Here is a 21,148-nt window from a genome sequence, read left to right as displayed (position 1 = left end):
TATTTTACCTTCCTAGATTAAATGATCTAGGAAAGTTATAGTTTATATTAAGTCGTTGCCGTAACCATGGTAAGAGAAAGCCATACCTTCGCTGTCACCATCATTACCAGCATCAGGTTCTTTAACATCATCAGGTTCTTTAACACCATCAGGTTCTTTAACACCATCAGGTTCTTTAACATCATCAGGCTCTTTAACATCATCAGGTTCTTTAACACCATCAGGTTCTTTAACACCATCAGGTTCTTTAACACCATCAGGTTCTTTAACATCATCAGGCTCTTTCTCTTTCTTCAGTTCATTCTTAATAATTTCTTTCAGTTCATTCTTAGTCTTATCACTAATCTCAAACTTAAGACCTTTTTCTAGTTCATTCTTAATATTTTCTTTCAGTTCATTCTTAGTCTTATCATCAATCTCAAACTTAAGACCTTTCTTCAGTTCATTCTTAATAATTTCTTTCAGTTCATTCTTAGTTTTATCACCAATCTCAAACTTAAGACCTTTCTCCAGTTCATCCTTAATATTTTCTTTCAGTTCATTCTTAGTCTTATCATCAATCTCAAACTTAAAACATTTTTTCAATTCATTCATAGTCTTATCATCAATTTTACACTTAAGATCTTTACCACATTTATCATAAATCAACTTACTCTTATTGACTTTACAATCATCCAACTTTGTGAACAAATTAATTTTTAACATATCACTGACATAGCACGTATCAAGTGGCAATATACGTACATGATTTGCATTTTTTTGATTCGGACAAGAAAAAGTATTCGTTGGCATAAAATATCTCCATTAGTAAATAAAATTATTAAAAAATTAACTATAAAGTGAAAGTGTGTACTAACAATGTACACACTGTATTACTTTTATATAATATGAACAGTGCCTTCTAGCACTGACATATTGTGGGTAGAAAAAAAGGCTTCAGCACTTTTTGCATCTAATATAGAAGAGTTTATTACTTCTACACATTTATCACATGCAGAATTGTCTTCACAATTGCCCACAAGTTTACCATCTATAACCTGAAGGTTGTTTTTAGAATTCTGAATAATTTTTGCACATTCTTTAAACTTGTAGCCTGTTGGCTCTTTGGTCTCAATATCAAGAATATCATCAGTTATTGGGTTGACCGTTATTGCAAGCTTTGAAAAATCAACGATTATTTTAGATTCAGGTTCAGGCTTAACTTGTGGATAAGGGGGGGCTTTGTTGCATCGCTACTTATGAAAGGCTAACTATAGCTAGGATTATAAGCAACCTATTGAAAATCTTGTTTTTTTGCAATCAATCTGATCAAATTTAAGAATAGTAATTTATTATTTATATTAATAAACTTAATTCTATTGAAAATAGCTAAAGCATTGAAATTCTTGAATTTTAGCCGGATTAGTGAGTGGTAGTGAAATTTCTTTTACTCAAATTTAGGTATTCACTGACCGTTCTTGTTATAAATACCAGAATAATAAGCTACTGATATTCTCCATCTTTTTTATCTTTAATCCATCATAGCTAGCGATGCAACAAAGCCATAAGGGGGACAAGCAGGAACAGGGGGACAAGGGGGACAAGCAGGACAAGCAGGACAAGGTGGTATATTTAAATCTAATTCGGGAAGCTGTATATTTAATTCGAGTCCATCATGCCAGCGGTTATGGCAACGTGGGTCAAAGTTATGATGGTACCGTGGATCAGTTATGCAAGCTGTGCGTGCAGAAATACATGGATCCATATGTGGATACGAAGAAAAATTGTAAGTCATAAAAATCCTTTAAAAAGTAACTATTGAATTATTATAGGATAAAAAAGTTAATGATTTAATAATTCTAAGGTTAAAACTAGCATACACAAACTTACAGTACATTTCAAAATACGATTTTAATGTAGCAGATATTAGAGTTGGAAGTTTTACTATGGCAGAATAATGATAAGATTCCAAGAAAGAGCTGTCAGTAGTCAAATTAGTTGTGTTGCTGAAATAAATTTTGGTAGAACTGCTATAGCCACTGCGAATAACAACTTGCTTATCCTCTCAAGCAAAATGTGAAACACATGGGTTGAATAACACCCATGTGCTCTTGGAAGCGCGTATAGCTAGACACGCGTTTATGAGTTGTTTAAAAACAATCTTCTAATAAAGAAACCCAAATTCATCACAAGGATTATGACATGTGTCATGATAGTTATGATATGAGTTAAAATGATTGTGGCACGAATTAGTAGCACAAGGTGCGTATGCAGGTGCACAAGCTTGTGCACAGTTCGATACTGGTGCTGGTAAAGCTGGCAAATTATAAGCCATGTTCGATACTGGTGCTGGTAAAGCTGGCAAATTATAACCCGTAAATGGTAGTTTTGGTAAATTACTGTAATGATAAGTCATAATGATCCTTAAAAAAATACTATGAGATTATTATAGGATAAAAAAGTTAATGATTTAATAATTTTGAGGCTAAAATTAGCATATACAAACTTACAGTACATTTCAAAATACGACTTTAATGTAGCAGATATTAGAGTTAAAAGTTTTACTATGGTAGAATAATGATAAGATTCCAAGAAGAAGCTGTCAGTAGTCAAATTAGTCGTGTTGCTGAAATAAATTGTAATATATGGTTACTGTGAATAACAAGTAAGCACCTGTTTATTATATTTTCAAGCAAAATGTGAAGCACATGGGAAACCATGTGCTCTTGGAAGCACGTATAGCTAGACGTGCGTTTATGAGTTGTTTAAAAACAATCTTCTAATAAAGAAACCCAAATTCATCACAAGGATTATAACATGTGTCATAATAGTTATGATATGAGTTAAAATGATTGTGGCACGAATTAGTAGCACAAGGTGCGTATGCAGGTGCACAAGCTTGTGCACAGTTCGATACTGGTGCTGGTAAAGCTGGCAAATTATAACCCGTAAATGGTAGTTTTGGTAAATTACTGTAATGATAAGTCATAATGATCCTTAAAAAAATACTATAAGATTATTATAAATTAAAATGATTAAAAATTTAATAACTTTAATTATAAATCTAGCATATCAACTAACGATATGATGTAAATTTTCTTTCAATTCCACTGTATCTTCGCCAGTTTTGCATACAACCCGTCTTTACTTATTAGGGAGTCATGAGTCCCTACTTCTTCTACTTTTCCGTGATTAATTACTATAATCTTGTCAGTTTTAAGTGCAGTTGATAGTCTGTGTGTAATTACGATCGTTGTTCTGTTTTGCATTAACTTGCTTAATGCTTTTTGCACGAGGTTCTCACTTTTATAATCAAGGGCAGAGGTTGCTTCATCCAGTATTAAAACCTGAGGGTTTTTGAGTATGGCTCTTGCTATTATAATACGTTGTTTTTGTCCTTCAGAAAGTTTTAATCCTCTTTTTCCTACAAATGTATCAAATTTATCAGGCAGCTTATCAATAAATTCCATCGCATAAGCGCTGATAGCTGCTTGCTTCACTTCTTCATATTCAGCACCAGGTTTGCCATATAGTATATTTTCCATTATTGAGCAAGAGAATATTATGTTATCTTGTGGCACTAAGCCAAACAACAATCTGAGGTCATTTAACGCAATTGACTTAATATTGTGCCCATCGATAGTAATGCTGCCTCTGCTTGGATCATGAAAACGGAGCAGAAGTTTTAAAATGGTGCTTTTACCACTGCCAGATGGTCCAACAATTGATACTACTTGACCTGCCTTTATAGAAAATGATATGTTATTTAACGCTGGCTTATCAGACTGAGATTCATAAAAAAATGTCACGCCATTAAACGAAATTCCTTTTTGAACACTACAAATTTTTATAGGATCATTGGCATCTGCTATAGAGCTTTTCATATTTTTAAATTCAAATAAACGCTCTACTATTCCAAGACCTCGTTGTAAATCACTGATATTATCGCTCAAATTATTTATAGCTCCTGCCGCAAGCGCTGAATAAAACACAAATGAGGAGAGTTCTCCAATAGTTATATTATTGCTTAAGACTTCTTTAATACCAAAAAAGAGCAAAACAACTAGTGAACCTATCACACACGTGATAACTAGAGTTACTAAAATAGCACGCAAGAGTACTAATTTTACGTATGATTTTGATACTGAGTTTAAATACTCCTTAAAACGGGTTTTTTCATTTTCTTCGAGTACAAACGATTTGATAGTCACTATAGATCGAAAATTTTCCTCACTAAGTGATGCAAGCTCACTTAATTTATCCTGGGCAAAGCGTGCATAGCTACGCACTTTTTTTCCAAATGAGGTCATAATAATGAGTAGTATAGGTACTATTGCGGCTGCATACGCAGTTAGGTGCAGATTTGTATATAATAACATGGCAACACTGCCAATTAATATTACAAAATTTCGCAATATGGTGAGTAGGCTGCTATTTATTATTGATTGCAGCGCAGAGGTATCAGTAATGAGTGCTGAGATAACATCTTGTACGCCTGTGTTCTCAAAGAAACTTGGTTGCAAGTCAGTGATACTGCTATATAAGTCATATCTGATTCTTGCGATAACTTTCTCGCTGCCAATGCCAATGAAATATAACCGAGTAAATGCAGTGAGAGAAATGGCTAAAACTATAAGTATTGCAACTAATAGTTTGGTAGTAAAATCGTGCTCTGTGCCAGAATCAATTATGTTGCTTAAGCCTCTGCCAAAGAGGAGGATCGTTAAGGCTGAAAATAAAACTGCAATAAAAGCTATGATGAAATAAGATAGATTAGGCTTTATATAGCAAAATAACTCTCTAATATTAGATCGCATCGTATTTTGAAGTTTCTAAAGTTAAGTATATAGATTTTAGTTTCAGGGGAAAGGGGAAAGGTGTAGCACAATAGCTAACGTCATACCGTGTACAAACGTTGCAATTTTTAAGCAAAGTGATGTTGTTCAAGTAGCTGACACTTGGGGTCTATGTTTTTTCTGGTCACACGCTGGAATGACAAAGTGAGCGTGCGTAGGTGTCATTCCAGTACTCCTTTCTCGTCATCCCAGTGCCTATTTCTTTGTCATCCGAGTAGCCCCTTTTTTGTCATCCCAGTGCCTATTTCTTTGTCATCCGAGTAGCCCCTTTTTTGTCATCCCAGTGCCCAGACACTGGGATGGCTTTGTTGCATCACACTTTATGAGATGGTGATTTATGGTAAATTCATGTAACTATCTCAAATTTAGCCATACCAATATCAGTGAATTTATTAAGCAAATAGCATTTGATTAGCAGTTCTTTTTCTCGATTTATCTCAGATTTATTCCTAAAACTAAATCCGAATATTTGCTTTAATCTTGAGAAAAACCCTTCAATATAAGATCTTTTCCCATAATTTACTTCTTTTTTCCATTCTTTCATGCCATCTTCACCGTATAGTTTTATTAACCTAATAGCAGCATTCCTGTCAGACATATAATCTATTTCTGGATGTTCTGCCGCATTGTTTATTGGTGGAATTTTTGTCTTTATATCATATTCGTTACACAACTTATAAAACTTGTGCCTATCACATGCTCTATCTGCATATAGTGCTTTTATGGCATGCTGAAAATCAACTTCTTTTAGCAAATCACAAGCTCCATAGTGATCAGAGTAGACACCGTTACTGTATTTTACAGCTATGGCTTTTTTGTTGTTTATATTCAACATTACGTGCAATTTTCTCGTTTGCTCATAGCCACGATATTTTCTGTCAGTGCTATTTTCCTTGCTGTGACCAGGAGTGTTGTTGTATATACTAATTCCTGTACTGTCCATAGCAATTTCGATATCTTCCATATTATTTTTATCAATTCTGCAATCATTTATCTTAATATTAAGTTTCTTAAACCTTCTTGATGCTTGTGAATAGCTGATAACTGCCAAATCTCTTCCTATTTGTTGCAAATACCCTTTTATAAACCCGACTGTTTGTCTTAAACCAATTCTAAAGAAACTGACGATTATATGCACCAAAATCACAACTTTATCACTATAAATATAGTTGCCGCCCTGCATTTTTGGACAATTCTCGTACCAATTTTCTATGGCGTCATTGATATAACAAAAAATGCTTCCTCTTTCTTGGAGAAATTTGTTATATTCATGGCAGTTACTGACTCTCATTTTTTGTGGCATATTTTTTCTTCAACAGTTAAATGGCTATTTATAATGAATTTTGTCAGTAACTGCCAGTTCTTTTCACTTGAGCGATGCAACAAAGCCATCCCAGTGTCAGCTACTCGGATGACATCATAGGGGCGCTGGGATGACACCCTGACAATCGTCATCCCGCTACTTGTTAGCGGGATGAAAATGTTGTACCAAGACCACGGTAGCTATAAAATTATCAAGGGAAGTACCACACACTTCCCTTCTTTTTCAAAATAAGTTTACCTACAGGTCTGATTGTATTAAGATTACTTAATACAATCAGGTCTATTATATGCGTTTATCCAAATATTACCTACCAACTCTAAAGGAAAAGCCTACCCATGCTAAAATTATCTCCCATCAATATTCTTTACGTGCAGGTTTAATAAAGCAGATAGCATCTGGCATCTATACGTGGTTGCCGCTTGGTCTGCGCGTGCTTAAGAATATTGAAGATATTATCAGAGATGAAATGGATAAATCTGGTGCAATTGAAGCATTAATGCCTTGTGTGCAACCAGCAAATCTTTGGCGAGAATCGGGACGTTACGATGATTACGGTAAGGAAATGCTACGTATAAGGGATAGGCATGAGGAAGATATGCTTTTCGGTCCAACGCATGAGGAGGTAGCAACTGATCTAATTAGAGATGTGGTAAAAAGTTACAAAGATTTGCCACTTTGTTTGTATCATATCCAGTGGAAATTCCGTGATGAGGTAAGACCACGTTATGGTGTTATGAGGGGTAGGGAATTTCTGATGAAGGATGCATACAGTTTTGATGTAGATTACGAAGGTGCACTGAATTCATATAATTTGATGTACAAAACTTACATAAAAATCTTCAAACGCATGGGACTTACTCCAATTGGAGTGAGAGCGGACACTGGGCCAATTGGAGGAAATTTGAGCCACGAGTTTCATATATTGGCAAACACTGGTGAGAGCACTTTATATTATGACAATAAATTTTCTGAACTACTAGAAAGTGAAGATATTGAAAGTTTAAAGAGTATATACGCAGTTGCAGATGATATGCATGATCCTGAGACTTGCCCTATATCACAAGAGCAGTTAAATGTTAGTAAAGGTATTGAAATAGGGCATATTTTTTATTTTGGCGACAAATATTCAAAGCCTATGAAAGCAAGTGTTACTTCTCAAGATGGAAAAAATGTCAATATACATATGGGTTCGTATGGCATTGGGGTTTCAAGACTTGTTGGTGCAATAATAGAAGCTTTTCATGATGATAAAGGAATTATCTGGCCAGAATCGGTGGCTCCTTTCAGAATTGGTTTAATCAATTTACAAACGAAAGTAACGGAGGCTGCAGATAAAATATACAAAGCTTTGAAAAGTGATGAAGTGCTTTACGATGATACGGAAAGAAGTATAGGAGTAAAATTTTCTAGAATGGATCTGATAGGCTTGCCGTGGCAAATAATTGTTGGAAAAAAGGCAATAGATGAAAATATAGTTGAAGTAAAAAATAGAGCAACTGGAGAGGTAAAAGAAATGCAGATTGAGGAAGCAATAAATCGCTTTAGCACAAAATGATACGCGGTATCGGCACTGACATAGTATATATACCAAGAGTATTGAGAATATTACAAAAATACGGGGAAAAATTTCTCAATAGAATCTACACTGAAAAAGAAATAGAGCTAAGTAGAAAGTATAATAGTCAAGAAATGCGAGCAAGGTATTTTGCCAAACGCTTTGCAGCAAAAGAAGCTTTTGTTAAAGCACGAGGTACTGGATTTAGCCAGGGCATTATAATGAAAGATATAGAAATATACAGCGATGTAAGAGGAAAACCATATATTGCTGTCAGAAAGGATTTCATCTCAAAGGACTACAAGATTCATCTTTCTCTGAGTGACGATGGAGATTACGCTACTGCATTTGTTATAATTTGCGTCTATAGCTCACACAGATAAAGTTTACTCTTTTGTCATCCTATGGCTTGACCATAGGATGGCTTTGTTGCATCGCTACTTATGAAAGGCTAACTATAGCTAGGATTATAAGCAACCTATTGAAAATCTTGTTTTTTTGCAATCAATCTGATCAAATTTAAGAATAGTAATTTATTATTTATATTAATAAACTTAATTCTATTGAAAATAGCTAAAGCATTGAAATTCTTGAATTTTAGCCGGATTAGTGAGTGGTAGTGAAATTTCTTTTACTCAAATTTAGGTATTCACTGACCGTTCTTGTTATAAATACCAGAATAATAAGCTACTGATATTCTCCATCTTTTTTATCTTTAATCCATCATAGCTAGCGATGCAACAAAGCCATTCCAGCGTCACGCGCTGGAATGACAACTTAAATTGTTCAATACAATTACAGTATGTTTACCTACAATTTGAAAAACAACAAATTCGTCATCCCGCTACTAGTTAGCGGATGAGATACCGCGAATGAATCGCGGTATGACGTAACGACAAATTCGTCATCCCGCTACTAGTTAGCGGGATCTAGAGATACCGCGGCGGTATAGCTATAGCATACACAAACAACTAGTTTACCAAAAAAACATAGCAGTTTTTCTATGATTTGAGTATAATTCTAGCTTTACCTAAGCAGAAAATTTAATGGACTATATCTTAATGTATCTTTCCTTACCATTTTCAATTACCGAGAATTATTTATTAATTACTGCGTTGATTCCGCTTTTAAGTGCTTTTGTTACCTTTTTTACTGGTAAATGGTCCAGAGTGAACAATAGTATTACTGTCACTTCTTCTGTACTTCTGTTTACGTATACGTGTCTGTGCACTTTATATTGGGTATATGGTGATCATTCTCAATTTATTCTCATGGATTTTGGTAATAATTTGCACATTAGTTTAAAGCTAGAGTCTACCGGAGTAATATTCAGTTTATTAATATCGTTTTTATGGATACTAACCAGTATATACGCAATATGTTATATGCAGAATAACTATGCTGATAGCAATCACTCAAGTTTTCTATGCTTTTTTTCAATATCGATTAGCTGTGCAATGTTTATTGCTTTTTCTGGAGATTTGCTCACTACATTTGTTTTTTATGAGCTTCTAACTATTAGTACATACCCTCTGGTTACTTACAACTCAACAAATGAATCAATGATTGCAGGGCGCTATTACTTTGGCGTGCTATTTTTCTCTTCTTTAGTATTATTTTTTCCTGCAATAGGCCTTTTATATAATGAATTTCATACTTTAGACTTTGTAAGTGGTGGAATATTCAAATTTGATACTTCACTCATCACTTTCATTGCAGTGTGTTTTGCTATGCTGATTTATGGAATAGGAAAAGCTGCATTAATGCCAATGCATTTTTGGTTACCAAAAGCAATGGTTGCACCAACTCCTGTGAGTGCACTATTACATGCTGTTGCTGTTGTGAAATCCGGAGTTTTCATCATCATAAAAGTTATATTATACACTTTCGGCGTCGATAACATACAACGTTTTGTGCAGCAAAATTGGTTTGCTGGAGGGTGGCTTCCGTACGCTGCTGGATTTACTATTATTACTGCATCATTGATTGCATTAAAGCAAAAAGAATTAAAGAAATTGCTTGCTTACTCTACCATCTCTCAATTGTCGTATATTATATTATTTGCTTCAATTTTTAGTGAGCTCAGCATGAGGGTTGCAATTTTTCAATTAGTTTGCCACGCATTTGCAAAAATCACTTTGTTTTTCATTGCCGGAGCAATAATAACGAAAACAGGTGAGAAATATATAGATAAGATTCACGGTATAGGACGCAGTATGCCAATTAACATGACAGCATTTGCTATAGGTGCATTGTCTATGATAGGGGTGCCGCCTGCTCCGACTTTTTGGGGTAAATTTCTCATTTTTCAAGCTGTTTTCAACTCTGGCAATGTAATACTTTCTGTGTTTGTAACTCTAGTGTTAATTGTTAGTACTATACTTAACGCTCTGTACTTTTTACCGATAATTTACAATGCCTTTTTCTTAAAACCTTCTCAGAATTACTTTATTAAAAAAACGCCAATTCTTCTAGTTTTACCTCCAGTTATTACTGCTACATGCACTTTAGTTATTTTTTTTAGCTACCAAGTAATATTTTAAAATCTGTATTTATAACCATTAACAATAAATTTAAATGGTATTATACCAGCCAGAGTTGCTTTTATATTCGACAAAGTGAAGCTAATCTCCACAGTATGATCTTTCACCTCCTTATTTTGCTCGGTTGTAAAAACTACAGTAGCATTTCCAGCAAATGTAACTAAGTCCTTGGTCGATCGATCAATAGATAATGTTATTACATTTATGTTGGCAGTTTTTCTTTTGGATGAAGGTGAACTAACAGCTTCATTGTTCGTTTTTTCCTGAAAGCCTTGATAGATTTTATGTATAGAATTGTTTCTTATAAAATTTTCTTGGTACTTCGGTTCAACGATCTTAATGGACTCGTATATTTCAATGTATTTACTTATTAAGTACCTCGCTGTGGAAGTGTATTCATCTTCCTTTTTACTGAAACTAAGCTTATGCATTGCAGAGAACTCATCTTCTGTGTGGTTCATGTACTTCACAAAATTTAAATCTTTTTTAACAGGAAATAACAGGTATATGTTTAATATTAATAAACATAAGCATACTAGGAGAAGCGATACTATTAATGCCATCCAAGATCTTTCTGCTACACAAAACAGATACCTATGGCAGTACCATTCGACTGCTTTACTGAAATAACTTTTGTTTTTTACTGATTCAAGCAATTTATCTTCCATAACACAATGCTACCAAACCCAATTATAATAACAATAAGATTAGATACTCTAAAAAACTTTAAAATATGTCTAAATTTTCCAAAATAGGATGAATGATTATATCACCTTGTTCCGCAATAAGGTAGAATTTATCGATTTTGCTCACATCTACATTGATCATTTTTACACTGAAATTTTCAGGATTGTAAATATTACTTTCAGCACTTTTGTGATAATTATAATAATGTAATTTATTTTGATCATCAAAATAACCAAATTCATCAGCGAGGGTTCCCACTTTGCTACCTTTACCACTTTTGACTAGCTCAAATAGATCAATTGCATGGTTTTGAGATCCAGGCTCAATAGGCCCTTCTGCAGCAAAAAACTTAGGTGCATGACCAACGTATTCCTTAAATTTTAGATTATGAGTCTTTTTTACACTACCAAAATCCACAAACTTATATTCATCTGAAACGCCAGAATATTGTGGATCATACTTTTTATATTCAAAGAACTCATTACCTAAAAAATTACAAAACGTTAATTTATAATCATCATGATCGGATTTAACGACTTTAAGGTAATGAAAATCTCTAGGAATCTTTACTTCCTCTTCCGTGATATGATTACGTACAACAAGCTCACCATTTAGCATATGATAGCCAATTTTTGGCAAAGTAGCTATATTGATTGCCTTGTTTAGCTTAAAATTTGCTTCATAAATGCCGCTTAACAACTCCTTTCCTTTTTCTAAGGTGACGTCCTGGTCTAAAGCTATATTCTTGATTGAACTTAATTCTTTCTGCATGTTTAGTATGGCTTTCGTCAAAACTTCTATTGATTGCCATACAGTTAATTTATTATCAGTCAAATTATATACTTCGAGTATTAAATTAACAGAATTTTATCATGAATTTATGTTAAAAGTATTATACTTTGTAAACTTATGTCATGATATTAACTACATTAGCTAAAACATGCTTTTTATCTAAGTGAAGTTGCTTAGCAACAACGAAAAGTTCATCTATTTTTTTCCACTGACCTAGTAAAATTTCAACACCATTTACCTCTCTCTTTATGCTTTCTAAAATGAAGGCCTGAATTATATATGATGCTAGTTCTAGTTCGATTTCGCTATTAATTACTTTATTAATCATATTGGGATTCTTTAAATCATGAAGAAATTTATAAAAGCATTTGTATGCTTCATAAGCATCACTACTTATTGCATTTATTATCATTCCTGGCATTCCAGGAAATAAAGTAATCATTTCGTCAAACGTTTGATCATCAAATTTACATTGAGATGAAGCAACTTGCTTTGTTTCGTCATAAGTTAATGGAAGTAAATTTAGCTGAAAGCACCTACACTGGATAGTAGTTTGTATATCATATGGCTTATGGCTAATTATAAATATCTTAGAATTTTTTGGCGGCTCTTCTAATATTTTCAATATTGCGTTTTTAGCGTTATTAGTCATTGCCTCTAAGCTATCTATTATAGATATTTTGTGCTCTGATTGAATGGGACTTAAGTGTAGAAAGTTTTTCATTTCTCTGACTTTTTCTATTCCGATAGTATCACCTTCAACAATGTGTAAGTCCAATGCTACTTCATTATAGCTTTTTATGAGTAACCAATTGGAGAAGGATTTTGCAAGTGTTGCTTTTCCTATACCTTTTTTACCACAGATCAGCCAAGACTGAACAGATAAGTTGTTCATTAATTTTTTTTTGGCCTGGTTGTGACCTATTACTTTTTTCATTCTTTCTCCTATAGATCTTAGTTTGAAAATGCATTGGTTACTGTTTGTAATAAAATTGCACCTTCCCTTAAAACCTTAATCTTATCTTCGGTTAAGTCAATAATAGTAGATTCTATACCAGAAACTAATTCATCATCTTCAATCACTGCAGATAAATGTTGCTTAATGGATTGTGGTATATCGTCTGCCTTACATACACTTTTTTCTCCTGAAATATTTATACTAGTTGCAACTATTGGAACTTTCAGTTTGTTTAGTATTGAAATTGCAATAGGATGCTCAGGGATTCTGATGCCTATACTATCTTTAAAGAATTCGTTTGGCAATATATTATTGTTTTTAAGTGGTAAAATATAGGTAATCGGTCCAGGAGAAAAGTGATTTACTAAACCAATATACTTTTTCTCTAGCTTTGCTATTCTCATCAAGCTGCAAATATCACTAACAAATATAGACAGTGGTTTATTTTGAGAGCGTTTCTTTATCTGATATATTTTTCCTATAGATTCATTATTTAATGCATTACAAGCAAGAGCATACACTGTTTCTGTTGGAAAACACACTAACAAGTTGTTCTGTATTGCATTTATTATTTTAGATACCATATAGCTAAAAACTTATTCATAACAACTAGATCAGTTTTGTTGCATTGTATCTTATATAGTAACTGCTAGTTTTTGTGAACGTAATGCAACGCAGCTTACCATTTGTTATGCAGACTTGCTACAACCCAAACTCTTCATTGACTTTATCAACTATTGCCTGTGGTGGATCCTCTCCCCATCCTGAATACAAAATCTCTCCATAGTCTGCAACATCTATAGAGCCAGTTCTGCTTTTTGCTAGAAACATTTCTCTTTTCTCTTTATCAACTAATACATAATGCCACGCTGATTTTCCACGATCTTTACCACGGACTAAATATATAAGATCTGACCTACTTCTTTTTGTTGCATCAGCAAAAGATCTTTCATTGACAGTTCTGCTTTTACTTTTTATGCCGCCACTTTCAGAAAAAGCTTCCTTGGATTCGGTTTTTTTGTTTGCTAATTCAGAAATTTTCCCTTTTTCCCCTAATGCCCGTTCTTTGGTGTTTTGAGACGAATACTTACTGGAAAAACCTTCCCCTGTACCGCCAGGAGTCCTGTTTGTGAAACGCTTAATAAATGAATTATTGTCGTTGTTTTCTGCCATAAAAATCTCCAAACTTTAGATTTTAGGACCCAAATTTTTACTACACTCTATCATATGTTAATTAAATTAATATAAATGAAAAATAATATAGTAATTATTACAGGAATTACAGCTTCAGGTAAATCAGAATTGTGTGATAACCTGATAAAAAAATATAATAATATCAGCATAATAAATTGTGATTCAAAGCAGGTATATGAAGAAATTCCCATAATTACTGCTCAACCACTAAAGCAAGAAGAATTTTATAAATTATATGGTTATGTTTCAGCAAAAGAAAATTATTCCGTGGGTCTATGGTTAGAGGATTTAGAAAAAGAAGTTAATCACGCATTAGAAAATGCTCAAATACCTATCATCACTGGAGGAAGCGGGCTTTACATCAGCAGTTTAATCAAAGGCTTATCATCAATGCCACAAATAAGTCAGAAAGTAAGGAAAAATGTAAGCGAATTAAGGAAAAATTTAAGTAAAGAGGAGTTTTACAAATTAGTGCTAAGCAAAGATCCAAGGATTCAAGGTAAAGTATTCATGAATGACTCGCACCGCCTTTCAAGGGCACTTGAAGTTATCACTGAAACTGGTAAGACAATCTTTGTATGGCAAGAAAATAGACAGCCTCCTTTATTCGATAATTTTAAGATATATACAATTTTGCCTAAACGTGAGGATGTATACCAAAAAATAAATTCTCGTTTTATCAAAATGATCGAAAATGGAGCAATTGATGAAGTAAAAAAGCTACTTAGTATGAACTTAGCTCCACATTTGCCAGCTATGAAAGCACATGGAGTGCCAGAAATTGTAAAGTATTTGAAAGGTGAGATTACTTTAGACGAAGCGATACAGATTGCTCAAACAAACACAAGACACTACGCAAAACGCCAGTACACTTGGTTTAAAAACCAGTTCCCAAGTTCTGAAGTAATTGATTGTGCAAATGAGCTAACAGCGCTTGAAATATTTTAATTGTTAGTTTCCAGGTGTATTTCCATGCTCATTGCTATGAATGGGCGGTTCCATATTTTCCAGATGGCTGTTTACTTCTAGTGGATTACCTAAACTATGTTCTACCTCTGCTTCAAACTTAAATCCTAACTTCTCGCAAAATTTCTGGAAATACTCTTTAATAATATCAAATAAATTTTTGCCATCAATTTTGTAATTTTTCAGTTCTCGAGGAGCAGTAAGTGACAATTTACCATCTTTATATGTTACATCATCTTTATCATTTTGAGATTCAATTGTGAATTCAATTGAACTGGATAGATCACACACCTTGTCACCGGCTTTACCATCGCTCCTTTGGAAAAATATCGGTAATTTCATATCCGATCTAATACTTACATTATTTTGGTCAATATAATCAATATTCATTACTCTTTTAGGGGAGAATACTAGAAATGAATGTTGGCCAAGTGCAAGTTGAGATTCTATCAATACACCAGCTTCATGCCCTGCCTGATTACAATTGGTAACTAGTTCTTCTAGGATAGAATCACTTGGAACTTTTGCTTCAGCATATTTGAACATTTCCTTAAAAACTTCTTTTGCAAATGGGCAATAATTCTTTTCTCCATTTTTGTTGTTTTCAATCAAGCTAGCGTGTTTTGCATATAATTGATTAATAAAGTTTTGGTCTATACTTTTACCATTAATAACAAAATCCATTCTATTGATGTCTTTATACATCTGTTCACCAGAGTTTGCTTCAGCATTGTCTTTACCAGCTCTTAACTTACTAAAACCAAACTTTTCTGCTTGAGCTTTTAGTGTAACTATTGGATTTTCCTTTTCTTGTGGTATAAAGCTATTCATTGTTAATACCCTGTATATGAATTACTAATAGTATAATAGTACATAAAAATGATTAATAAGTCAATAAAAATATTTTATATAAACGCAAGTTCTATGATAGCAAATAGTTTGACTATAAGGTGACAGGATCTTAAGAAGACTCTATTATTGATAAACAGTTTTACACATGTATGAATCTCAATGAGCAATTAGATGTGCTGGCTTTTCTAAATGGCAAGCTGGAAAATATGCTTAAGTTCCATTCCGCAATATTACCTAAACTCTGTGGTGGGAACAAAGTGATGGACCTGCTGTTTTATAGGCCGCTTGGTTATATAGATAGAAGTAAGTCACTACTTGATACTCAAGTTGGAGAATTTACAACTTTCATGGCAAAAGTTCATGAGCATCAGTCGCCCACTTTTAGAGGTAGACCATATAAAATAGTCGTTGAAAGTGAGAGTCAGTATATATTCATAGTCTTTTTTAATCACTCAGTTAAGTATTTATATAAACTATTTCCAGTTGGAGCCTATGTAATCATCAGTGGCAAACTCGAAAAATTTGCTGAGCATTGGCAGATTACTCATCCAGATTACGTGTCGCTTGACATCAACCAATTTAAAGAAATAGCTCGCATAGAGCCAGTCTACCAATTATGCCGTGGCATTACCAATAAGAGCATTGGGAACATAATAAGCTCTAACCTGAAAGAATTGCCTGATTTGCCAGAGTGGATAGATGATACATTAATCAAGCAAAAAAAATGGCTAAGTTGGAGGGAAAGCATCATAAAGTTGCACAGACCAAGCTCATTGGCGGAAGCCGAGGTTTGTAGAAAAAGGCTTGCTTATGATGAATTGTTTGCGTATCAGCTAGCACTGAAACTTGCAAGAGAAAATCATGTAAAAAAAAGGGGAAGAGAATTTATAGTATTGAATAAATATAAAGAGCAAGTTTTAAATGAATTATCGTTTCAATTAACAAACGATCAAATTCGTGCAATAGATGAAATTTCAGAGAGGCAAAAATCCAAGTATCGCATGATGAGCTTGCTGCAAGGTGATGTTGGTAGTGGCAAAACCGTAGTTGCACTTTTTGCGATGCTAAATGTGGTAGAAAACAACATGCAGGTAGCTCTAATGGCACCGACTACTATCTTGGCGGAGCAACATTATAATTGGATTGAGGAAGTTTTATCCTGTACCGATATAAAAGTTGCGCTGCTTACTGGTAAAACTTCGCGCAAGGAAAGAAAGATTATCATGAACGAACTTGCAAGTGGTGTTTTAAATATAGTGATTGGCACCCACGCGTTATTTCAAGCTAACGTTACATTTAAAAATTTAGGGCTTGCAGTCATAGACGAGCAACAGCGATTTGGAGTGATGCAGAGAAATCGCTTGGTAGGAAAAGGAGAAAATGCCGATATACTTTTCGTTACTGCAACTCCCATTCCAAGAACCTTGCAGCAAGCTATGTATGGTGACGTTGAATGTTCAATTTTGAGAGAAAAACCAAAATCCAGATTGCCAATAAAAACTGTAACTATGAACATTAGTAGGGTGCCAGATGTTATTGAAAAGCTAAAAGGTGCTATAAACAGGGGCGAAAAAGCATATTGGATTTGTCCATATATAGAAGAAAACGAAGAGACCAATATTGCTGCAGCAGAGATGCGTTTTCAGGAATTACAAAAAACATTTTTTGATAGAGTCGGGATAATACACGGAAAATTGACTCAGGAGCAGAAAGATCAAGTTATGTTTTCCTTCAAAAGAAATGAATTTTCTTTGCTTGTTGCAACCACTGTGATAGAAGTTGGTATAGATGTGCCAGATGCAACCATTATGATTATAGAAAATGCAGAGCAATTTGGGTTATCGCAATTACATCAGTTAAGAGGCAGAGTAGGGCGAGGAAACAAGCCATCTTTTTGTGTATTATTATACGATAATTTAAGTAAAAGCTCATCTTCAAAGTTAAAGATCATGTGTGAGTCACAGGACGGATTTTACATTGCTGAAAGGGATATGATGCTAAGAGGCAGTGGAGATATTTTAGGCACAAAACAATCAGGATGTATGGAATTTAAATTTGCTGATTTATATCAGGACAAAGAGCTGCTCAATCTCGCGTATAATAACGCAAAAGGTGCAATGGCTGATTTTGAATTACTGCTTGATATATTTGAATATAGAAGTAGATTACATTTTTCAAAATTTCAGTAGGAAAACCAGGTAGCTCGCAGAAACGAATTAAATGCAAAAATTCCTTGACAAACTCCGCCAGCCCCCTTATCATGACGTCCAGTACAATGTTGCAAATTAAAAATCTCTCCATCCTGGGCTGGTTCTTCGATTCTAAATGCCACCTCTACCTGGTCATGACTAATCTGAATTCGTTCTACTAATGCTTTAATGATACCACGCTTAGTTTGCCAATCTAGCTGTTCCAAGTTCGATTTTATACTAGTATAAAGACTCTTTATACTGTTGATGATAAGGTTCATTCCCTTCTCTATTGCTTTTTGATCAACTACCTTTTTCTTCTCTTCTTCTATCCCTCTTAAGCGTTCCCTCATTCTTTTCATCGTCTGTTTAAATTCTTCCTCACTTATATATCCTTTATCTCCTACATTTTCTTGACTATAATAGTCTTCCATTAACTTTTCGATGCCTTGTTTTATTTGATTTTCCCTTCTTGCAAACTTCTTATCTGATGATTCATCATTTTTATTTTCTGCAATTCTACGGTGATACTCATTTTTTATTATCTCTGGGTTTTTTAGTAAATTTTTCACCTTTTCCCATATAGCTGTTTCTAACATATCTGTACGGACCAATTTATTAGTACACTTCTCCCTACCATCAGTAATACGTATAGTACTACTACAGCGATAATAGCTAAACTTTTTTCCCTCAACTCCACATTGTGCACCACTATACGCATATCCACAGTTTTGACACACAACTAGACCTTGTAATAGATATTTCTTTTTTCCTCCCTCTCTCTGCATCCTTGCTCTTTTTCTATTTTCATCCAGTTGCTTTTGTACTTTATTAAATAACCCTTCATCAACTATTTTTGGTACTGGTATATAAATCCAGCTGTCCTCATCTGTGCGACAGATAGAAACCTTTTGTTTATTTCTTTCTCTTCTTTCAACCCTCTTTAATTTACCAAACGCTGCTTGTCCTTTATATGCTGGATTTCTTAATACCTTCCAAATTATTATTGGACACCACACCTTCTTTCCAGTTCTTGTTCTAATTGACTTATCTCTTAGTCTACGTATCACTTCCCTTATACTTATTCTCTCTTGCCCTACCCACATGAATATCTGCTTTACTATTTTTGCTTCCTCTTCATTTATTTCAAACTTTGTCTTTTCTCTATCTACATGCTTTATACGATTATAACCAAAAGGTGCAATGCCAATTACACTTACACAGCCTTTTTTTGCTCTATGGAGTTTTCCCCTACGACTACGTTCCATAATCTTTGTACACTCATACTCTGCCACTAATCCTTGCATTCCCAATAACAATTTAGACTCTGGATTATTTTCAGTCTTATGATTTAAGAATATTACTTCTACTCCTGCTTTTTCAAATTCATCAAGTAATATCATTTGATGTGCAGATTTTCTTGATAGTCGGTCAGGTGAATGAATATAAATTTTATCAATTTGATCTTCTCCTACTTTATCACGTAATGCATCTAAACCTTCACGTTCTAAACTCCATCCACTAAGCCCATCATCCTTAAATTCATACTCATTCAATAACTCATGCTTATCTGCAGCAATTCTATGCTTGAGCTCGGCAATTTGACTCTCTATTGTATTGTTCTGCGCTTGACTCTTCGATGAAACTCTTGCATATAAGGCCACTGTTATCATTTTTCTTTATCTCCTTTTCATTGTTTCTTTTTACCGCATACCTTAGTAACAGCTCATAGGCGTCTGCTAGATGTTGTTCCGCTAATTCATCTGGCTCGTATCGGCAAGTTAATGTTCTTTTTCTCATAGTTTCTCCTGCAAATGTTTTTGTAGTGCAAGGAGCCTTACCACTCCTTTTTTCCATCAATCCATTTACTCTTATGAAAAAGACCAACTTTTATCAGCTACAGCCTTCAAATTTGGTCTAGCCCTTCCTTTGCCAACTGCTGTTGCGCTTTCTGATACGACTCTTATTTTTTTAACAAACTTTCCATTTTCTCTGTTTCTTTCTTTAATACCTCGGCTATTTCTTTGCTATTTTTCGCATAATCCATCGCTGTTATTCCAAATTTATCTGCTTGCTCTATTTCAGCCCCTGCTTTTACTAGCTCCTCCACTATTTCTTTTTCTCCTACCATACATGCAAGATGCAGCGGAGTGCATTTATTGCCATACTCTTCAGCATTTACATTCCTTCCTGATTTTATCAATTCTCTAACTGTTTCTAGACGTTTCTCCGTTATCGCTAGATGCAGTGCTGTATGTCCTCTTACATCTGCTGCATTCACATCTACTCCTTTTTCGATTAATAACCTCACTGTTTTTACCTCTACTGCATAATGTAGAGCTGTTCTTCCTTTTTCGTCTCTTTCATAAATATTTTTAAACGAGTTCTCTAATAGTGACTTATCTTTTTTACCCAGCTTTACCATAACTTACCCCACCTTTTCTTTAAACCTAAGCCTTCCTTTTTACCACCTCATCTATCATTGCATTCACTTGGCTGATTATCTTGCTTGCTAAATTTTGACATTCTTTCTTTATTAGCGATTTGTCTCTCTTCCTTATTTCTCCTATCTCTATTATTTTTAGCTCCGGCATGTAGCTTCCATTCAACATGTCTGCTATTTCTCCCACTAGCCCCTCTATTCCATAGCACGTCAGTTCTCTACTTTTTGTTATTCCTCCTTTTTCTCTCAAAAATTTACTCGCCTTTTCACTCTCTTTGCTATCACATAGACGATACTTTTCACTTTCCCAGATGTAATACATTGGCGTTGCGCCGTACTTATTCAGTTGATTAACTTCAGCTCCAGCCTTTACCAGCTCTTTTATTATTTCAACTCCTGCTCCTCCCATCTTGCACGCAGAGTGGAGTGGCGTACATCCAGTGACATATTGAGTGGCATTTACTTCTGCTCCCGACCTTAGCAGCACTTTTACATTTTCTAAACTCTTTGCGAATACTGCACAGTGTAGAGGTGTATAACCATTTTTATCTCTTGCATTTACCTCTGCTCCTTTTTTTATTAATAATCTCACTGTTTTGTAATCAGAGATTTCTACTGCTTGATGCAAGATCGTCTCTCCTTCTTCATTTCTTTTATTAATGTCTTTAAATCCGTTACTTGATACTTCTTTAAAAAACTTACTCTTGCTAAAACTCATTTCATACCTCACAAAATTAGCTTTTCTAGCACCAGACAAATTTCTTATATTTACCTGCTGCTATTCAAGTCATGTCCTTTTTAGCATGAGAA

General features: G+C 34.2%; 23 protein-coding genes. 8 read left to right on the top strand and 15 right to left on the bottom strand.

Going from position 1 to position 21,148, the window contains the following annotated elements; translation table 11 throughout:
- Nucleotides 1-42 precede the first annotated feature (42 nt).
- A complete protein-coding gene (locus OOK92_RS06895) occupies nucleotides 43-792 on the bottom strand; it encodes a hypothetical protein (protein WP_264735648.1) in 750 nt (249 codons plus the stop codon).
- Between the two features lie 86 nt (nucleotides 793-878).
- On the bottom strand, nucleotides 879-1,019 hold the full coding sequence (locus OOK92_RS06890; protein ID WP_264735647.1) for a hypothetical protein: 141 nt from the start codon (nucleotides 1,017-1,019) through the stop codon (nucleotides 879-881).
- A 511-nt stretch (nucleotides 1,020-1,530) separates the two neighbouring features.
- On the opposite strand from OOK92_RS06890, the gene OOK92_RS06885 reads away from it, so the two are divergent.
- Entirely contained in the window at nucleotides 1,531-1,776 is a 246-nt protein-coding gene (locus tag OOK92_RS06885; protein ID WP_264735646.1) for a hypothetical protein, read from the top strand.
- A gap of 1,304 nt (nucleotides 1,777-3,080) precedes the next feature.
- Here the strand turns inward: OOK92_RS06885 and OOK92_RS06880 are convergent.
- Nucleotides 3,081-4,796, bottom strand: coding sequence for an ABC transporter ATP-binding protein (locus tag OOK92_RS06880; RefSeq protein WP_264735645.1), 1,716 nt, complete (start codon nucleotides 4,794-4,796; stop codon nucleotides 3,081-3,083).
- A gap of 150 nt (nucleotides 4,797-4,946) precedes the next feature.
- On the opposite strand from OOK92_RS06880, the gene OOK92_RS06875 reads away from it, so the two are divergent.
- Nucleotides 4,947-5,099: a hypothetical protein gene (locus tag OOK92_RS06875; RefSeq protein ID WP_264735644.1), complete on the top strand. Its 153-nt coding sequence runs from the start codon at nucleotides 4,947-4,949 to the stop codon at nucleotides 5,097-5,099.
- An 82-nt stretch (nucleotides 5,100-5,181) separates the two neighbouring features.
- Here the strand turns inward: OOK92_RS06875 and OOK92_RS06870 are convergent, their stop codons facing one another.
- Together OOK92_RS06870 and OOK92_RS06865 are read right to left on the bottom strand one after the other, a co-directional pair.
- Nucleotides 5,182-6,138: an IS5 family transposase gene (locus OOK92_RS06870; protein ID WP_253309764.1), complete on the bottom strand. Its 957-nt coding sequence runs from the start codon at nucleotides 6,136-6,138 to the stop codon at nucleotides 5,182-5,184.
- A complete protein-coding gene (locus tag OOK92_RS06865) occupies nucleotides 6,123-6,290 on the bottom strand; it encodes a hypothetical protein (protein ID WP_264735643.1) in 168 nt (55 codons plus the stop codon). Before OOK92_RS06865 ends, OOK92_RS06870 begins: the two co-directional genes overlap by 16 nt.
- 155 nt (nucleotides 6,291-6,445) lie before the next feature.
- Between OOK92_RS06865 and proS the strand changes: the two genes are divergently transcribed.
- The 4 genes from proS (at nucleotide 6,446) to OOK92_RS06845 (ending at nucleotide 10,257) form a co-directional block, all read left to right on the top strand.
- Nucleotides 6,446-7,714: a proline--tRNA ligase gene (gene proS / locus OOK92_RS06860; protein WP_264735642.1), complete on the top strand. Its 1,269-nt coding sequence runs from the start codon at nucleotides 6,446-6,448 to the stop codon at nucleotides 7,712-7,714.
- On the top strand, nucleotides 7,711-8,097 hold the full coding sequence (locus OOK92_RS06855) for a holo-[acyl-carrier-protein] synthase (RefSeq protein WP_264735641.1): 387 nt from the start codon (nucleotides 7,711-7,713) through the stop codon (nucleotides 8,095-8,097). The genes proS and OOK92_RS06855 overlap by 4 nt, the downstream gene beginning before the upstream one ends.
- Before the next feature lie 11 nt (nucleotides 8,098-8,108).
- Nucleotides 8,109-8,237, top strand: coding sequence for a hypothetical protein (locus OOK92_RS06850; protein WP_264735640.1), 129 nt, complete (start codon nucleotides 8,109-8,111; stop codon nucleotides 8,235-8,237).
- A gap of 523 nt (nucleotides 8,238-8,760) precedes the next feature.
- A complete protein-coding gene (locus tag OOK92_RS06845) occupies nucleotides 8,761-10,257 on the top strand; it encodes a proton-conducting transporter transmembrane domain-containing protein (protein WP_264735639.1) in 1,497 nt (498 codons plus the stop codon).
- Here OOK92_RS06845 and OOK92_RS06840 read toward each other — a convergent pair.
- The 5 genes from OOK92_RS06840 to OOK92_RS06820 form a co-directional block, all read right to left on the bottom strand.
- Complete coding sequence (locus tag OOK92_RS06840; RefSeq protein ID WP_264735638.1) at nucleotides 10,254-10,925, bottom strand: VirB8/TrbF family protein; 672 nt, start codon at nucleotides 10,923-10,925, stop codon at nucleotides 10,254-10,256. The two genes, OOK92_RS06845 and OOK92_RS06840, sit on opposite strands and share 4 nt — an antisense overlap.
- Before the next feature lie 58 nt (nucleotides 10,926-10,983).
- A complete protein-coding gene (locus OOK92_RS06835; RefSeq protein WP_253309489.1) occupies nucleotides 10,984-11,778 on the bottom strand; it encodes a hypothetical protein in 795 nt (264 codons plus the stop codon).
- Between the two features lie 73 nt (nucleotides 11,779-11,851).
- Entirely contained in the window at nucleotides 11,852-12,673 is an 822-nt protein-coding gene (locus OOK92_RS06830; RefSeq protein ID WP_264731766.1) for a DNA polymerase III subunit delta', read from the bottom strand.
- A gap of 17 nt (nucleotides 12,674-12,690) precedes the next feature.
- The gene (locus OOK92_RS06825; RefSeq protein ID WP_253309491.1) at nucleotides 12,691-13,278 is read right to left on the bottom strand and encodes an L-threonylcarbamoyladenylate synthase; all 588 of its coding nucleotides are present in this window, start codon (nucleotides 13,276-13,278) and stop codon (nucleotides 12,691-12,693) included.
- A 118-nt stretch (nucleotides 13,279-13,396) separates the two neighbouring features.
- Complete coding sequence (locus tag OOK92_RS06820) at nucleotides 13,397-13,867, bottom strand: hypothetical protein (RefSeq protein WP_264735637.1); 471 nt, start codon at nucleotides 13,865-13,867, stop codon at nucleotides 13,397-13,399.
- A 75-nt stretch (nucleotides 13,868-13,942) separates the two neighbouring features.
- Between OOK92_RS06820 and miaA the strand changes: the two genes are divergently transcribed.
- Entirely contained in the window at nucleotides 13,943-14,836 is an 894-nt protein-coding gene (gene miaA / locus OOK92_RS06815) for a tRNA (adenosine(37)-N6)-dimethylallyltransferase MiaA (protein WP_253309493.1), read from the top strand.
- A gap of 3 nt (nucleotides 14,837-14,839) precedes the next feature.
- Here miaA and OOK92_RS06810 read toward each other — a convergent pair whose 3' ends face one another.
- Nucleotides 14,840-15,685 (bottom strand): hypothetical protein, encoded by an 846-nt coding sequence (locus OOK92_RS06810; RefSeq protein ID WP_264735636.1) that lies wholly within the window; start codon nucleotides 15,683-15,685, stop codon nucleotides 14,840-14,842.
- A 170-nt stretch (nucleotides 15,686-15,855) separates the two neighbouring features.
- On the opposite strand from OOK92_RS06810, the gene recG reads away from it, so the two are divergent.
- On the top strand, nucleotides 15,856-17,895 hold the full coding sequence (gene recG, locus OOK92_RS06805; protein WP_264735635.1) for an ATP-dependent DNA helicase RecG: 2,040 nt from the start codon (nucleotides 15,856-15,858) through the stop codon (nucleotides 17,893-17,895).
- Here recG and OOK92_RS06800 read toward each other — a convergent pair.
- From OOK92_RS06800 to OOK92_RS06785, 4 genes are all read right to left on the bottom strand, one after another.
- The gene (locus OOK92_RS06800) at nucleotides 17,889-19,568 is read right to left on the bottom strand and encodes a recombinase family protein (RefSeq protein WP_264735634.1); all 1,680 of its coding nucleotides are present in this window, start codon (nucleotides 19,566-19,568) and stop codon (nucleotides 17,889-17,891) included. The two genes, recG and OOK92_RS06800, sit on opposite strands and share 7 nt — an antisense overlap.
- On the bottom strand, nucleotides 19,477-19,755 hold the full coding sequence (locus OOK92_RS06795) for a hypothetical protein (protein WP_458694396.1): 279 nt from the start codon (nucleotides 19,753-19,755) through the stop codon (nucleotides 19,477-19,479). Before OOK92_RS06795 ends, OOK92_RS06800 begins: the two co-directional genes overlap by 92 nt.
- Before the next feature lie 103 nt (nucleotides 19,756-19,858).
- Nucleotides 19,859-20,320 (bottom strand): ankyrin repeat domain-containing protein, encoded by a 462-nt coding sequence (locus OOK92_RS06790; protein ID WP_264735633.1) that lies wholly within the window; start codon nucleotides 20,318-20,320, stop codon nucleotides 19,859-19,861.
- Between the two features lie 25 nt (nucleotides 20,321-20,345).
- Complete coding sequence (locus OOK92_RS06785; RefSeq protein WP_065095389.1) at nucleotides 20,346-21,056, bottom strand: ankyrin repeat domain-containing protein; 711 nt, start codon at nucleotides 21,054-21,056, stop codon at nucleotides 20,346-20,348.
- Nucleotides 21,057-21,148 lie beyond the last annotated feature (92 nt).

Origin of the sequence: Wolbachia endosymbiont (group A) of Rhinocyllus conicus (assembly GCF_947250775.1) — a bacterium.
Lineage (GTDB): Bacteria > Pseudomonadota > Alphaproteobacteria > Rickettsiales > Anaplasmataceae > Wolbachia.
The sequence above is the reverse complement of the archived record's forward strand: the minus strand, read 5'-3'. Positions and strand labels throughout refer to the sequence as shown.

Excerpts from the sequence above, each read along its gene's own strand:
- OOK92_RS06885 (WP_264735646.1), top strand. The coding sequence starts at position 1,531 with ATGCAACAAAGCCATAAGGGGGACAAGCAGGAACAGGGGGACAAGGGG.
- miaA (WP_253309493.1), top strand. The coding sequence starts at position 13,943 with ATGAAAAATAATATAGTAATTATTACAGGAATTACAGCTTCAGGTAAA.
- OOK92_RS06865 (WP_264735643.1), bottom strand. The coding sequence starts at position 6,290 with ATGACGATTGTCAGGGTGTCATCCCAGCGCCCCTATGATGTCATCCGA.
- OOK92_RS06845 (WP_264735639.1), top strand. The coding sequence starts at position 8,761 with ATGGACTATATCTTAATGTATCTTTCCTTACCATTTTCAATTACCGAG.
- OOK92_RS06855 (WP_264735641.1), top strand. The coding sequence starts at position 7,711 with ATGATACGCGGTATCGGCACTGACATAGTATATATACCAAGAGTATTG.
- OOK92_RS06800 (WP_264735634.1), bottom strand. The coding sequence starts at position 19,568 with ATGATAACAGTGGCCTTATATGCAAGAGTTTCATCGAAGAGTCAAGCG.
- OOK92_RS06810 (WP_264735636.1), bottom strand. The coding sequence starts at position 15,685 with ATGAATAGCTTTATACCACAAGAAAAGGAAAATCCAATAGTTACACTA.
- OOK92_RS06830 (WP_264731766.1), bottom strand. The coding sequence starts at position 12,673 with ATGAAAAAAGTAATAGGTCACAACCAGGCCAAAAAAAAATTAATGAAC.
- OOK92_RS06820 (WP_264735637.1), bottom strand. The coding sequence starts at position 13,867 with ATGGCAGAAAACAACGACAATAATTCATTTATTAAGCGTTTCACAAAC.
- OOK92_RS06840 (WP_264735638.1), bottom strand. The coding sequence starts at position 10,925 with ATGGAAGATAAATTGCTTGAATCAGTAAAAAACAAAAGTTATTTCAGT.
- recG (WP_264735635.1), top strand. The coding sequence starts at position 15,856 with ATGAATCTCAATGAGCAATTAGATGTGCTGGCTTTTCTAAATGGCAAG.
- OOK92_RS06880 (WP_264735645.1), bottom strand. The coding sequence starts at position 4,796 with ATGCGATCTAATATTAGAGAGTTATTTTGCTATATAAAGCCTAATCTA.
- OOK92_RS06870 (WP_253309764.1), bottom strand. The coding sequence starts at position 6,138 with ATGCCACAAAAAATGAGAGTCAGTAACTGCCATGAATATAACAAATTT.
- OOK92_RS06895 (WP_264735648.1), bottom strand. The coding sequence starts at position 792 with ATGCCAACGAATACTTTTTCTTGTCCGAATCAAAAAAATGCAAATCAT.
- OOK92_RS06875 (WP_264735644.1), top strand. The coding sequence starts at position 4,947 with ATGTTTTTTCTGGTCACACGCTGGAATGACAAAGTGAGCGTGCGTAGG.
- OOK92_RS06825 (WP_253309491.1), bottom strand. The coding sequence starts at position 13,278 with ATGGTATCTAAAATAATAAATGCAATACAGAACAACTTGTTAGTGTGT.
- OOK92_RS06785 (WP_065095389.1), bottom strand. The coding sequence starts at position 21,056 with ATGAGTTTTAGCAAGAGTAAGTTTTTTAAAGAAGTATCAAGTAACGGA.
- OOK92_RS06790 (WP_264735633.1), bottom strand. The coding sequence starts at position 20,320 with ATGGTAAAGCTGGGTAAAAAAGATAAGTCACTATTAGAGAACTCGTTT.
- proS (WP_264735642.1), top strand. The coding sequence starts at position 6,446 with ATGCGTTTATCCAAATATTACCTACCAACTCTAAAGGAAAAGCCTACC.